14 protein-coding genes are annotated in these 13157 nt (G+C 32.8%); 11 read left to right on the top strand and 3 right to left on the bottom strand.

Going from position 1 to position 13157, the window contains the following annotated elements:
* Window positions 1-3 precede the first annotated feature (3 nt).
* Window positions 4-969 carry a T9SS C-terminal target domain-containing protein gene (locus GSY47_RS05540; RefSeq protein ID WP_179002353.1) on the bottom strand — a complete coding sequence of 322 codons (966 nt, stop codon included), beginning with the start codon at window positions 967-969 and terminating at the stop codon, window positions 4-6.
* A gap of 135 nt (window positions 970-1104) precedes the next feature.
* Between GSY47_RS05540 and GSY47_RS05535 the strand changes: the two genes are divergently transcribed.
* Window positions 1105-2523 (top strand): undecaprenyl-phosphate glucose phosphotransferase, encoded by a 1419-nt coding sequence (locus tag GSY47_RS05535; RefSeq protein WP_179002352.1) that lies wholly within the window; start codon window positions 1105-1107, stop codon window positions 2521-2523.
* A 5-nt stretch (window positions 2524-2528) separates the two neighbouring features.
* Here GSY47_RS05535 and GSY47_RS05530 read toward each other — a convergent pair whose 3' ends face one another.
* A complete protein-coding gene (locus GSY47_RS05530) occupies window positions 2529-3266 on the bottom strand; it encodes a tyrosine-protein phosphatase (RefSeq protein WP_179002351.1) in 738 nt (245 codons plus the stop codon).
* A 111-nt stretch (window positions 3267-3377) separates the two neighbouring features.
* Between GSY47_RS05530 and GSY47_RS05525 the strand changes: the two genes are divergently transcribed.
* Window positions 3378-4568, top strand: a complete 1191-nt coding sequence (locus tag GSY47_RS05525) for a DUF5009 domain-containing protein (RefSeq protein WP_179002350.1) — start codon at window positions 3378-3380, stop codon at window positions 4566-4568.
* Window positions 4569-4628: 60 nt separating this feature from the next.
* On the opposite strand, the gene GSY47_RS05520 is transcribed toward GSY47_RS05525, so the two are convergent.
* Entirely contained in the window at window positions 4629-5243 is a 615-nt protein-coding gene (locus GSY47_RS05520; RefSeq protein WP_179002349.1) for a hypothetical protein, read from the bottom strand.
* Between the two features lie 172 nt (window positions 5244-5415).
* Between GSY47_RS05520 and GSY47_RS05515 the strand changes: the two genes are divergently transcribed.
* From GSY47_RS05515 to rpmG, 9 genes are all read left to right on the top strand, one after another.
* Window positions 5416-6519, top strand: coding sequence for a BamA/TamA family outer membrane protein (locus GSY47_RS05515; RefSeq protein ID WP_179002348.1), 1104 nt, complete (start codon window positions 5416-5418; stop codon window positions 6517-6519).
* Between the two features lie 32 nt (window positions 6520-6551).
* Window positions 6552-7715 carry a glycosyltransferase family 2 protein gene (locus tag GSY47_RS05510; RefSeq protein ID WP_179002347.1) on the top strand — a complete coding sequence of 388 codons (1164 nt, stop codon included), beginning with the start codon at window positions 6552-6554 and terminating at the stop codon, window positions 7713-7715.
* A gap of 84 nt (window positions 7716-7799) precedes the next feature.
* On the top strand, window positions 7800-9155 hold the full coding sequence (locus GSY47_RS05505; RefSeq protein ID WP_179002346.1) for a dihydrolipoamide acetyltransferase family protein: 1356 nt from the start codon (window positions 7800-7802) through the stop codon (window positions 9153-9155).
* A 221-nt stretch (window positions 9156-9376) separates the two neighbouring features.
* Window positions 9377-10147: a 3'-5' exonuclease gene (locus GSY47_RS05500; protein ID WP_179002345.1), complete on the top strand. Its 771-nt coding sequence runs from the start codon at window positions 9377-9379 to the stop codon at window positions 10145-10147.
* A gap of 90 nt (window positions 10148-10237) precedes the next feature.
* Window positions 10238-10849: a fumarylacetoacetate hydrolase family protein gene (locus tag GSY47_RS05495; protein ID WP_179002344.1), complete on the top strand. Its 612-nt coding sequence runs from the start codon at window positions 10238-10240 to the stop codon at window positions 10847-10849.
* Entirely contained in the window at window positions 10849-11193 is a 345-nt protein-coding gene (locus GSY47_RS05490; protein ID WP_008468078.1) for an Hpt domain-containing protein, read from the top strand. The genes GSY47_RS05495 and GSY47_RS05490 overlap by 1 nt, the downstream gene beginning before the upstream one ends.
* A 182-nt stretch (window positions 11194-11375) precedes the next feature.
* On the top strand, window positions 11376-12629 hold the full coding sequence (locus tag GSY47_RS05485; RefSeq protein WP_179002343.1) for a CinA family nicotinamide mononucleotide deamidase-related protein: 1254 nt from the start codon (window positions 11376-11378) through the stop codon (window positions 12627-12629).
* Window positions 12630-12700: 71 nt separating this feature from the next.
* The gene (rpmB, locus tag GSY47_RS05480; protein WP_008468080.1) at window positions 12701-12937 is read left to right on the top strand and encodes a 50S ribosomal protein L28; all 237 of its coding nucleotides are present in this window, start codon (window positions 12701-12703) and stop codon (window positions 12935-12937) included.
* Between the two features lie 27 nt (window positions 12938-12964).
* Complete coding sequence (gene rpmG / locus GSY47_RS05475) at window positions 12965-13147, top strand: 50S ribosomal protein L33 (protein ID WP_008253902.1); 183 nt, start codon at window positions 12965-12967, stop codon at window positions 13145-13147.
* Window positions 13148-13157: the final 10 nt, after the last annotated feature.

Genomic DNA, 13157 nt, shown 5'->3' with positions numbered 1-13157 from the left:
GAATTATTTATGGAGATACAAACCTAGTACCGAGCTGAGATCAAAATAATGTATTTGTTGTTTTACATTTATAACAGGTTTTCGAACCAGTGCTTCATTAGTTAAATAATAATGTAATCCATCTTTTGTTGCAATTCCTTCAATTTGATGAAAAGGAAATCTTAAATCTATTCGTCTTTTATTTCCAGACAAAAAATCTTGATTCTTGAAATCGTAAAGAAGATATAAAAATGGTTTTCCCATTTTAGTGTAGCCGCATAAGGTGATGAGGTTTTTATTTTCAAGATAAGTTCCTCCAGTTACTAAACCTTTTGTGTTCAAAGTTGATCTGAATTTTGCAACCTGATTCCCAGCCTGCTTTGACAAAGAATAAATAGCAGTTTTAGAAGATTTCCATTGTTTAGTAAACAGATAAATACTGTCTTTAGAAATGATAAAAGCCTCGCAGTCAAAATTGGTTTTGTTTGGTTTTGAAAGCGAAAAATCAGTTTGGTCAGAATAGGTAAAGAAGATGGTTTCGATTTTAGGTTTTTCTTCCAAAAACGATTTTTTTTCTATTTTAAGTATTTTTAGGTCTTTTCGATTTCCGGAATAATTATTTCCAAAATCGCCAATATATAAATAAAGATCGTCCTGCGTAATTTCTTCCCAATCGTGATTAATAACCTCAGGAAAGACAACTTTTCTTTTAATATTTCCTAAAGTATCAAGGCCATAAATTGTTGTGTCATGGTCGTCATTGTGTGTCCAAAGTAAATTATCAAAAGCAATTAATCCAGAAGTTTCACGAATTGAATCGCTTAAATGGGTGGAATGTTCAGGTTTTAATTTTAGATTTTTATAACTGCAGCTTCCGTTGTTCAATACAGCTTTTGAATCGTAGTTTTCAGCTTTTGGGTCTGTGCATCCTGAAATTTGAGCGTAGCAAGATGTTGTAATTGCAAGGAAGAAGAAAATAATTTTTATCATAATTGCAATATTATTTTTGTACAAGTTAAATGTAAAGTTTTAAATAATACAACAAAATAACTATAAAAAAATACAATTTAAATGTTACTTTGCATTCGTTAAGTTTTATTCTTTTAAGAATAGGATTACTCTGTTATGAAAATTTTACAAGAACTATCTCATTATCGAATTTCGCGTTATTTCAAACTTTTGTTTGTAATAGTAGATATTATATTGTTAAACCTAGCAACTTTACTTTCTTCTTTGGCAAGGTTTGGAAATTTGGATAAACTGCTTTCCAAAGAAGAACGTACCATTTCTCTTTTGGCTATTTTAATTTGGATAGCTCTGTTGTTGCAAAACGATTCAAATAGAAGCATTCGTGTAGAACCAATCGAAAAAATTTTATGGAGAACCATTAAGAAAATAGTAATTCATGCAGCGGTCGTTTCCATCTTTGTTGTGTATTTAAAATACGAGGAGATATCAAGACTTCGTATGGTATATTTTTACATGATCTTTTTTGGAATTTTAATGATTTCTAGATTTTTATCAATGAAGCTTCTAAAGTACATTAGAGCGCAGGGATATAATTTTAAAACCTTTATTATTGTTGGAGCTAATCAAAGTGGTGAAAGAATTCGAAAAGTTCTCGCGAAAGATCTTACCTACGGATACCGATTTTTAGGTTTTTTTGATAAAGGAGAAAATCTAACTGCCATTGATCCAGCTCTAATTGTAGGGCAGTTTGAAAACATCGAAAGATTTGTGATAGACAAAAAGATTGATGAAATGTATGTTGCACTGCATATCGAAAACATTCAGATTATAAATGAACTAATCCGAATCTGTGAACAAAATATGGTTCGTATTAAGTTTATTCCAGATTTTGAGCAATACACAAAAGCAAGCAAAGTTGAGGTTTCTTTTTATGAAAATATTCCTGTATTGATGTTTCGTACAGAACCTTTGGAATACGCTTCCAACAGGGTTGTAAAAAAAGTTTTTGATATTTTGTTTTCGAGTTTGGTAATTCTGTTTATTTTTCCGTGGCTGTTTCCTATTATTATGCTTATCATAAAATTGGAGTCACCAGGGCCTATATTTTTTAAGCAGGAAAGATCCGGAAGAGATAATGAAACTTTTATGTGTTTTAAGTTTAGAAGTATGTACGTTAATACTTTGGCACACAATAAGCAGGCCGAAAAAGGGGACAGTCGTATTACTAAATTTGGAGCTTTTATTCGTAAAACCAGTATTGACGAATTACCTCAGTTTTTTAATGTTTTTTGGGGAGATATGTCGGTTGTAGGTCCAAGACCACACATGATAAACCTTGCAAAAGAATATAGTGACTTAATTAATAATTATTTAGTGCGTCAATATGCTAAGCCAGGAATTACAGGCTGGGCACAGGTAAATGGTTTCAGGGGAGAAACCAAAGTTCTAAGCGATATGGAAAATCGCGTTGCTTATGATATTTGGTATATTGAGAATTGGAGTTTTCTACTGGATCTAAGAATAATTGTAAAAACAATGATCAATATATTTAAAGGAGAAGAAAACGCCTATTAGCAGTTTTAGAATCTAAAAAATTGATTGTTGGCAATAACCTCTTTCAATTGATCAATATTCCCAATTTTTATTTTTTTATCAAAAGAAGCAATGTGTTTTCTGTGATGAATATCGCTTCCGCAAAAATCGTACATTCCTTTTTTTAAAAGATCATCTGCTGTTTTTGCGATTTTTGTACCATAATAGTCTACAGTAGAAAGAAGATTCAACTGGAAAAGGCATCCGGCATTTTTTAGTTTTTCATATTCATTAAAATTATCATGAAAAAACACGTAACGTTCAGGATGTGCCAAAACAGGAATATAACCCGCTAATTGTATTTCAAAAATAGTTTTTAGGAGATTTATGGGAGCGCTTAAATACGATATTTCAACTAAAACGTAATTGTCTTTTAAAGTCAATAATTTTTCCTCTTTGAAATTGTTTTCAAACCAAAAGTCAATAAAATATTCTGCAGCAGCCTTAAAAGGAATCTTAATATTATTTGAAACTAATTCATTTTTAGTTTCCTCAAGTTTTGATTCTATTATTTCAGAAGTATTGTTCCAAACATAATGACTGATATGCGGTGTTGTAATAATTTGGGCAATTCCTAAATCTTGAAAAGATTGAGTAAGCTGTACAGATTTTGTTATGTTTTTAGCACCATCATCAATTCCTGGCAAAAGATGAGAATGTATATCTACAAAATCACCATTAAGCAGGTCTTTTAATATAGGTTTAGATTTGAAGAATGTAAACATGGGGCAAATGCGTGTAGCTCAAATTTATAAATTGCAAAATTAATGCAGAATTTCTAATAAGACATTTTAGAATTATACTATATTTGATTTTTAGTAAAAAAGTAAAAAATTATGAAAATAAAAGAGAATTTGTTTAATCAAAGGATTGTTTCTATCGATGCTTTACGTGGAATCACCATTTTTGTAATGATTTTTGTTAACGAATTGGCAAGTATTCAACATGTGCCACAATGGATGAGACATATGCCCGCCGATGCCGATGCCATGACTTTTGTTGATTTAGTTTTCCCTGCTTTTTTATTTATTGTTGGAATGTCGGTTCCATTTGCTTTTAATGCTAGGCTGATAAAAGGCGATAGTGCCAAAACCATTGGGACTCACACTTTAAAAAGAGCCTTTGCGCTTATTATTATTGGCGTTTTCATGGTTAATGCCGAATATGGTTTTGATGCTTCTAAAATGATAATTGCTCCAGCTCTCTGGGGACTTTTGGCCTATGCAATGCCAATCCTTATTTGGAATAAATACCCAAAAGATTTCCCTCTTTGGCTCAAAAGTGTATTGCAATATGGAGGGATTTTGGTTCTTATAACACTATACTTTTTATACATACAAGATACTGGTGAAAGAGGAATGACTCCAAAATGGTGGGGAATTCTAGGTTTAATTGGTTGGGCGTATCTTTTTACGGTTATTTATTATTGGCTGGTTTCAGGGAATTTATGGGCAATGATTGGTTTTTTAATTTTCAGTGTGGTAATGAATTCGTTAAATCTGACTGAAAATTCATTTGTTCAAAATACTTCATGGCTGAGTTTTATTGCTGGTCATCTTACACATGGCGCTTTGGTTTCAGCTGGAGTTGTAATCTCACTGCTCTTTTTTGATCGAAAAATCGAAAATAAAATCAACTGGCCTGTAATTACTTTTATAATATTGTTTTTTGCTGTTGGATTTGGTTTGAGGCCTTTATTCGGAATTTCAAAAATACATGGAACTCCATCGTGGACAATGATCTCAGCAGGAATCTGTACAATATTATTTTACTTTTTATATTGGTTAATGGAAGTTAAAAAACAAACGAAATGGAGCGAGTTTTTTATGCCAGCAGCAGCAAATCCGTTATTAATCTATATTTTACCAGGAGTAATTTATTATTTCTGTAAAACGATTGACATGCATATTATTCCAGGATACTTTAGGGTAGGCGTTCCAGGTATTATCTGGTCTTTAGTATTCTCTACAATTATGCTTTTCGTAATGAAAATCTTAAACAGGTATAAAATTCAATTGCATTTGTAATTTTTGAAATGAGAAGATTTTACCGAAAATCCTTAGCGCTCTTTGCGGTAAAAAAAACTTTCAATTTATAATAACTGACTTAATCTTCAGGATCGATCCGGAAATTGGATTGTAATTCACAAAATTGAACTTACATAAATTGTGAATATTCAGAAGTTTTCCATCAGGAAGTTCGTCTTGTTTAAAATCTGACCATGGAATTTTTATAGTTTTAAATTGATGGGTGGAAGCAGGCAGGCTAACTCTCGGATGTGAACCTCCATGTACGCAACCTGTTCCTTCTGAATTCCCTTCTCTTGCTTGTAATTTTATTGTTTGTGTAGATTGATAGGTAATTTCGACAAATTTTGATTCACTCGAAAGATTCGTCGGAATTCCGTCATTGGTTTCCGAAGGTGTAATCATAACATTGAGCTCAATTTCACCTTTTGGGTTATTTTTCGTGGTTATCGTAATTATTCCTTTTTTTATTCGAATAGCATTTAATGTTTCTTCACTTTCTTTTGAAGGGCCAGCGATAAACCATTTGTTAGATTTTACCAGATTTTCTCTTTTTTCCTGAGCTATCGCTGAAAAGCAAATAAGACTAAAAGCTAAAAAGTAAAGTGATAATTGACGCATAAGACTTTTTAAGATCAGATAATTAGAAACCCAAATGTAGCTTTTTTGAATCATTTTAAATCCGTTTTTATTCTACAAAAAATTTAAACATAATTCTAAATTAAAAATTCTAAATTTGTAAGAGATGGTTTTTAAAATATTGTGAGTGAGTAATTTAAAAATTATATATGTATGCTGTTTTTGTTTAATAAGCTCGTTTTGTAACGCTCAAAACGATAGTCTGACTGTGGGAAATCAGGACATATTAGATGTTGTTCACAAAATTTTTGACAAAAACGATACGATCAAAAAAGACAAGCAAAAAAAACTGGCATTCTCATTGCTTCCAGTTCCTGTTGATGTGAATTCGAGTACAGGTTTGGTGGTTTCCTTTTTAACTACTTTTTATCTCGGCGAAGATCACGAAAAAACGAAAATGTCTCAGGTTACTTTTTCACCTTATTTTAGTTTTACCAAACAATATGTTTTTCCTGTTCAGTCTTACGTTTACACAAGCGAAAATAAATGGAATTTTATAGGTGATTATCGATATATGATTTATCCTCAGGATACTTACGGTTTGGGTGAGCACGATTCAAAAGATAAAATGTCAACGCTCGATTATCAGCAGTGGCGGTTTTATCAGTTTGCAACCAGAAAAATTGTTGGGAATTATCGGTTGGGAATGGGTTTTCTTTTAGATAATTATCAAAATATTTCGGAGCAATCTTATATAGACGAGCAGACCGATTATAATCAGTACATGAAAGGAGATTATTCAGACGAAACTTCTTTCGGATTAGCGATTCAGGGTCTGTATGATTCACGGGAAAATATCATCAATCCAAAACAAGGATTGTATATTGAAGCCGATTTTCGTATGAATACAAGCGGAGTTGAAGGAGATAAATGGCAGTCCTTATATATAGACGCCAGAAAATACCATTCTTTCAGTAGAACCAAACACAGAGTTTGGGCTTCAAGAGCTTTTTATTGGTCAACATTTGGCGGAAAGCCTCATTATCTGGATTTGCCAAGTATTGGCTGGGACCGTGACGGAAAAACAGGAAGAGGTTTTACTAAAAACAGATACAGAAGCAATGCCTTAATTTACTTTGAAACCGAATATCGAACGGATATCAGTCGAAATGGTTTTTTTGGCGCTGTCTTTTTTACTAATATTTCTTCGGTTTCCAAACTTGAGACTTATCAATTCAAAAAATGGAATCCTGCGGTTGGAACCGGAATTCGTATCAAATGGAATAAAAGAAATGGCAGTAATCTGGCACTTGATTACGGAATTAGTAAAAACGACTGGTCGCTTCGTTTGGGGTTATCAGAAAATTTCTAACTTTCGACCAAAATCTACTAGATCAATTTTACATGCAGTTATCGATTATTATTCTCAATTATAATGTGCGTTACTTTCTCGAACAATGCGTTTTAAGTGTTCAGGAAGCAATTGCGGCAATCGATGCTGAAATTATTGTAGTAGATAATAATTCATCAGACGACAGTGTTTTGATGATGAGAGAAAAATTTCCAAAAGTAAAATTGATTGAAAACAAGGAGAATTTTGGTTTCCCAAAAGGAAATAATATTGGTTTTCGTCAAGCGAAAGGGAAATACATCTGCATCTTAAATCCTGATACCGTTGTTGCAGAAGATACATTCTTGAAGATTCTGGCTTTCGCCGAAAGGCAAAATAATCTCGGAATCATTGGCTGTAAACTAATTGATGGAACAGGAGAATTTCTGCCTGAAAGTAAAAGAGGAATACCGACACCCTGGGTTGCCTTTACGAAGATTTTCAGTTTGTATAAAATCTTTCCTAAAACAAAACTTTTCAATCAATATTACGCTCAGCATTTACATCAAAACGAAACTGGAAAAGTAGCTATTCTAGTTGGGGCTTTTATGTTTTTAGAAAGTAAACTTTATGAAGATTTAAACGGTTTTGACGAAGATTGTTTTATGTATGCAGACGATATCGATTTGTCGTATCGTGCTTTGCTTTTAGAAAAAGCTAATTTTTATTTTCACGAAACAACAGTTCTGCATTATAAAGGAGAAAGCACAATAAAAGATGAGCAATACATGAAACGATTTCAGGAATCGATGAATTTCTTTTATCAAAAACATTTCAAGAAATCCTGGTTCTTTAGTCTTTTTATTAAAATTGGGACATTTTTGTTTTCATTTGCCAAAATGTTTCAGGGAAAACCAAAAGAGAATCCGTTGCCGGAAAGCTATTTTTTATGCTCCGAAAATGAGAATTTCGCTAAAAAACTGGCTTCGATTTTGGAAAATAAAGTTGGTTTTTTAGAATTCAAAGAGGAAAAAATGGTAAATTCGTGCCTGATTTTAAAGGGTAAAAAGGCAGAGATCATTTTGGATAATCACTATATTTCATTCAAAAAATGTATCGAAATCATAGAAACTCTTAAAGATAAGAAGGTTACTTTTAAAATATTTCCCAAAAATGCGGGTTTTATTATTGGAAGCAATTCAAGAAATGACAGAGGGCAAATTATAAAAATTGAGTAAAAAATTATATTAAGTGTAATTTATGTTTAAAATATTCGTTAATTTCGCAATCTGAAAATCAAAAACATCTTTTAGATTAACAATATGGCAAGATTTGAATTAAAGCTTCCAAAAATGGGAGAAAGCGTCGCTGAAGCAACTATTACAAATTGGTTGAAAGAAGTTGGAGACAAAATTGAAGCTGATGAAGCGGTACTCGAAATTGCAACCGATAAAGTTGATAGTGAAGTACCTAGCGAAGTATCAGGAATTTTAGTTGAGCAATTGTTTGGTAAAGATGATTTAGTACAAGTAGGGCAGACTATTGCCATTATTGAGACTGAAGGCGGTGAAGCGGTGATTACAGAAACAATTTCAGTAGAAGAAACTGTAGCTCCGGCCGAAGCAGTTGAAATTGAAAAAACTATTGAAACGGTAAAAGAAACTGTAACAAGTACAGATTTTTCAGGTTCAGATAAATTCTTTTCTCCGCTAGTAAAAAATATCGCAAAAGAAGAAAACGTTACTTTAAACGAACTTGAAAATATTGCAGGTTCAGGAAAAGACGGACGTGTTACTAAAGAAGATATTTTAAAATATATAGAAGATCGCAAATCTGGAGTAGTGCAAACGCCAAAAGCGGTTGAAGAAACTCCAAAAGTACTTGCAGAAACTCCAAAAACTGAAACTCCTAAAGCAGTTGAACCAGTTGTTCAAAAAAGCCAGCAGGCTGTTCCGGTTTCTGTAAATGGAGGCGACGAAATTGTAGAGATGGACAGAATGCGTAAACTGATTTCAGGTTATATGACGGCTTCAGTTCAAACTTCGGCTCACGTACAGTCGTTTATTGAAGTAGATGTAACAAACATTGTGAAATGGAGAGATAAAGTAAAAACGGCTTTCGAAAAGAGAGAAGGCGAGAAATTGACTTTTACGCCGATTATGATGGAAGCGGTTGCTAAAGCCTTAAAAGATTTTCCTGGAATGAATATTTCTGTTGACGGGGATTATATCATCAAAAAGAAAAATATTAATTTAGGAATGGCGGCGGCATTGCCAAATGGGAATTTAATTGTCCCTGTAATTAAAAATGCAGATCAGTTGAATTTGGTTGGAATGGCAAAAGCGGTTAACGATTTAGGAAACCGTGCAAAAGCTGGAAAACTAAAACCAGACGATACACAAGGCGGAACTTACACGGTGACGAACGTTGGTACTTTTGGAAGTGTTTTCGGAACGCCAATTATTAATCAGCCTCAGGTTGGGATTTTAGCTCTTGGAGCAATTCGTAAAGTGCCTGCTGTTATCGAAACTCCGGAAGGAGATTTTATTGGAATTCGTCAGAAAATGTTCTTGTCTCATTCTTATGATCATAGAGTGGTAGATGGAGCATTGGGAGGAAGTTTTGTGAAAAGAGTGGCAGAATATTTAGAAGCTTTTGATGTAGATAGAGATTTCTAAAATCAATTATAAAAATATTTCAAATCCGATTGGTTTATAACTAATCGGATTTTTTTTGTGTTTTGTAAGAAAAGCGTTAAGTGGTAATGCTTTAAGTTGTTATTGATGTATTTCTTAAAAGTTAAAATCGTTAAATGAAAGCTTTTTTCGACAAAAAAAACGAGAATAAAGGAGGATATTCGGCTTTAAAAATTACATTTGTAGACTTATAAAAATTAGAAATGGAATTAAAACTTAACAAACCAATTTGCTTTTTTGATCTCGAAACAACGGGAATTGATATCGGTAAAGATAGAATCGTAGAAATTTCAATATTCAAAGTTTTTCCTAACGGAAACAAAGAAAGTAAAACCTGGTTGGTTAATCCAACAATTCCAATTCCGCCGCAAACTACTGCGGTACATGGCATCACTGATGAAAAAGTAGCAAACGAACCAACCTTTGCAGAATTAGCGTCACATATTCATAATATGATTAAAGACAGCGATTTGGGAGGATTTAACTCAGATCGTTTTGATATTCCGCTTTTAGCAGAAGAATTACTTCGTGCAGGAGTTGATTTTGACATGAAAAATAAAGTTTCTGTAGATGTGCAGACTATTTTTCATAAAATGGAAGAGCGAACTCTTAGTGCTGCTTTGAAATTTTATTGTGGAAAAAGTTTAGATAATGCCCATTCTGCTGAAGCGGATACTATGGCGACTTATGAAATTCTGAAAGCACAGTTAGATCGTTATCCAGAATTGGAAAATGACATGAAGGCTTTGTCTGAATTTACAACTCGTAAAAAAATAGCTGATTTTGCTGGAATGATTGCTTTTGATAAAGATGACGAAGAAATTTTTACTTTTGGCAAGCACAAAGGGGCAAAAGTGGAAAAAGTTTTGGAGTCAGAGCCAGGTTATTTCAGCTGGATTCAAAATGCTGATTTTCCTTTGTATACCAAAAAAGTTTTGACAGCAATTAAATTGAGAAAATTAAACACAAAGTAAAGTATGCAGTGTTCAGTTTTTAGTGTTCAGTCTCTGAATGCTATAGGTTTTGCTGAATACTAAAAACTGAAAACTGAACACTAAATAATAATGAAGATTATCTGTGTCGGCAGGAATTATGCCAATCATATAGAAGAATTAAAGAACGAACGTCCGAGTGAGCCGGTAGTTTTTATGAAACCCGATTCTGCGGTATTGCTGAAACAACATCCGTTTGTGATTCCGGAGTTTTCTGAGGATGTTCATCATGAAATAGAAATAATTGTAAAGATTAATAAAGTTGGAAAATACATCGAACCAAAATTTGCTCATAAATATTATGATGAGATTAGTGTTGGGATCGATTTTACAGCGAGGGATTTACAGAGTAAATTAAAAGAAAAAGGGCTTCCGTGGGAAAAAGCCAAAGCGTTTGACGGTTCGGCGGTTATTGGTGATTTTTTACCAAAAACAGATTTTCTTTCTATGGAAAATCTTAATTTTGAATTGAAAACAAATGGAGAAACAGTTCAAAAAGGAAATTCAAGCATGATGCTTTGGAAGATTGATGAATTAATTTCGCACGTCTCTCAGTTTTTTACCTTGAAAATTGGAGATATAATTTTTACAGGAACACCAGCTGGTGTTTCGGCTGTAAAACCAAATGATGTTTTAGAAGGCTTTTTAGAAGATAAAAAATTATTCAGAATACAAGTAAAATAATGGCTTTAAAGTATAACCTTTCGAAAGTGTATGCGCTTTCAGATAACGATCCTGAATTTGTAAATCAGATTTTAACTTTATTTGTTACAGAAGTTCCGGAAGATTTAAAACAAATTAAAGAAGGAATTAAGAAAAAGGATCATAAATATGCCTATTCTTATGCGCATAAAATTAAGCCAACATTAGATTTAATGGGTTTGAATGTGGCATTTGAAGAAATTCTTCAAGTAGAAGCTTGGACAAAAGCAGAAGGCAAGAAAAAAGATATTATTGAAACTTTTAAAAGTATTAAAGTCCAAGTAAAAGAAGCAATCAAAGAGATAAAAAAAGACTTTGATTTGTAAAACATAATCAGAACCCAATTCTTATATTGAAAAGGATTGGGTTTTGTTTTCTTATTTTGAAAGTAATAGATTCTTTTTAAAATTAGATTTAGAGTTCTGTTTCTTTAAAAAAGGATTCCAGAGCTAATTCTTCTTAAAATAATAAACCTGTTTGGATCAGGTAAACTTTCCTTAATATAGATATGAAAGCAGCAATCATAACAATTGGAGATGAAATTCTAATTGGTCAAATCGTAGATACAAATTCAGCTTTTATTGCTAAATCACTAGATCGAATTGGAGTTGAGGTAGCAGAAATGTTGTCTATAAGCGATGATAAAAAACATATTTTAGACACATTTGCTCAGTTGCAAAACAGAGTTGATGTTGTAATAGTTACGGGTGGGCTAGGTCCAACAAAAGATGATGTGACTAAAAAAACGTTCTGTGAATACTTTAATGATGAACTGGTTGTAAATCCAGAAGTTTTGGCGCATGTTACCGAATTAATAGAAGGTTTTTACAAAAGACCGATTTCTCAATTAAATAAAGATCAGGCTTTAGTGCCGTCAACTTGTACTGTATTGCCAAATAAAGTTGGAACGGCGCCAGGTATGTGGATGAAGAAAGAAAATACTGTTTTTATTTCGCTTCCGGGAGTTCCTTATGAAATGAAATATTTGGTTGAAGAAGAAATTATTTCTAAGATAGTCAAAGAATATAAACGTCCATATATCATTCATAAAACCATTTTGACTTATGGTCAAGGAGAAAGTTTGGTTGCGGAACGCATTGAGCATTGGGAAAATAATCTTCCAGAATTTATAAAACTGGCTTATCTGCCAAATCCAGGCCGAGTTCGTTTAAGATTAACAGCTAGAGGAGTGGATAAAGAAGTTTTAGAAGCGGCAATTGATGAAAATGTGCGTTCGTTAGATTTAATAATTCATGATATAATTGTGGGGTATGAAGAAAACGAAACATTAGAATCAGTAGTTGGAAAAATTTTGACTAAACAGCATAAAACGGTTTCAACAGCAGAAAGTTTTACTGGCGGAAGAGTAGCCTCGTTATTGTCTGCTGTTCCTGGAGCTTCCAGTTATTTTAAAGGAAGTGTCGTTTCTTATGCAACCGAAGCTAAAATAAATGTGCTTGGAGTTCCAGAAGATTTGGTAGCCAAACATTCTGTTGTAAGTGCGGAAGTCGCGTCGTCTATGGCTTTGAATGTGAAAAAGTTACTGCAAACGGATTATGGGATAGCTACGACAGGTAACGCGGGACCTTCAAAAGGAGATTCTGATGCGGAAATTGGTACTGTTTTTATTGCTTTGGCTACCCCAAATGAGGTAATTGTGGAAGAATTTAACTTCGGACAACCTCGTGAAAAAGTGGTAGATAGGGCAACAGTTAAGAGTTTGGAAATATTGCAGAAAGAAATTTTAAAATTTGTGCAATAATTTTTTGCTACAATGGTTTATTTTTCTTTTCTTTGCACCCTGATTTTGAATAACGATAAAAGATAAGTATAATGTCAAGAGTTTGTGACCTTACAGGTAAAAGAGCGATGGTAGGAAATAACGTTTCTCACGCTATGAACAAAACTAAGAGAAAGTTTTCTGTAAACTTAGTTAAAAAGCGTTTTTATCTTCCAGAAGAAGATAGATGGATTACTCTTAGAGTAGCAGCATCTACGATAAAAACAATTAATAAAAATGGAATCACTGCAGTTTTGAAAAAAGCGCAGTCAGAAGGATTTATCAAATAATCTTTTCCTAAATAAATATATAGCAAGATGGCAAAGAAAGGTAATAGAATCCAAGTAATTTTAGAATGTACTGAGCACAAGACTTCTGGTGTTCCAGGAACTTCTAGATATATTACAACTAAGAACAAAAAAAATACTCCAGACAGATTAGAGATTAAAAAATTTAATCCAATCTTAAAAAGAGTAACTGTTCACAAAGAAATTAAGTAATAATTAGAGA

Origin of the sequence: Flavobacterium quisquiliarum (assembly GCF_019308285.1) — a bacterium.
Taxonomy (GTDB): Bacteria; Bacteroidota; Bacteroidia; order Flavobacteriales; family Flavobacteriaceae; genus Flavobacterium; species Flavobacterium quisquiliarum.
This window is presented reverse-complemented; position numbering and strand designations above follow the sequence as displayed.

Bases quoted from the DNA above. Each gene is read 5' to 3' on its own strand.
- GSY47_RS05540 (WP_179002353.1), bottom strand. From the start codon at position 969: ATGATAAAAATTATTTTCTTCTTCCTTGCAATTACAACATCTTGCTAC.
- GSY47_RS05535 (WP_179002352.1), top strand. From the start codon at position 1,105: ATGAAAATTTTACAAGAACTATCTCATTATCGAATTTCGCGTTATTTC.
- GSY47_RS05530 (WP_179002351.1), bottom strand. From the start codon at position 3,266: ATGTTTACATTCTTCAAATCTAAACCTATATTAAAAGACCTGCTTAAT.
- GSY47_RS05525 (WP_179002350.1), top strand. From the start codon at position 3,378: ATGAAAATAAAAGAGAATTTGTTTAATCAAAGGATTGTTTCTATCGAT.
- GSY47_RS05520 (WP_179002349.1), bottom strand. From the start codon at position 5,243: ATGATTCAAAAAAGCTACATTTGGGTTTCTAATTATCTGATCTTAAAA.
- GSY47_RS05510 (WP_179002347.1), top strand. From the start codon at position 6,552: ATGCAGTTATCGATTATTATTCTCAATTATAATGTGCGTTACTTTCTC.
- GSY47_RS05505 (WP_179002346.1), top strand. From the start codon at position 7,800: ATGGCAAGATTTGAATTAAAGCTTCCAAAAATGGGAGAAAGCGTCGCT.
- GSY47_RS05500 (WP_179002345.1), top strand. From the start codon at position 9,377: ATGGAATTAAAACTTAACAAACCAATTTGCTTTTTTGATCTCGAAACA.
- GSY47_RS05495 (WP_179002344.1), top strand. From the start codon at position 10,238: ATGAAGATTATCTGTGTCGGCAGGAATTATGCCAATCATATAGAAGAA.
- GSY47_RS05490 (WP_008468078.1), top strand. From the start codon at position 10,849: ATGGCTTTAAAGTATAACCTTTCGAAAGTGTATGCGCTTTCAGATAAC.
- GSY47_RS05485 (WP_179002343.1), top strand. From the start codon at position 11,376: ATGAAAGCAGCAATCATAACAATTGGAGATGAAATTCTAATTGGTCAA.
- rpmB (WP_008468080.1), top strand. From the start codon at position 12,701: ATGTCAAGAGTTTGTGACCTTACAGGTAAAAGAGCGATGGTAGGAAAT.
- rpmG (WP_008253902.1), top strand. From the start codon at position 12,965: ATGGCAAAGAAAGGTAATAGAATCCAAGTAATTTTAGAATGTACTGAG.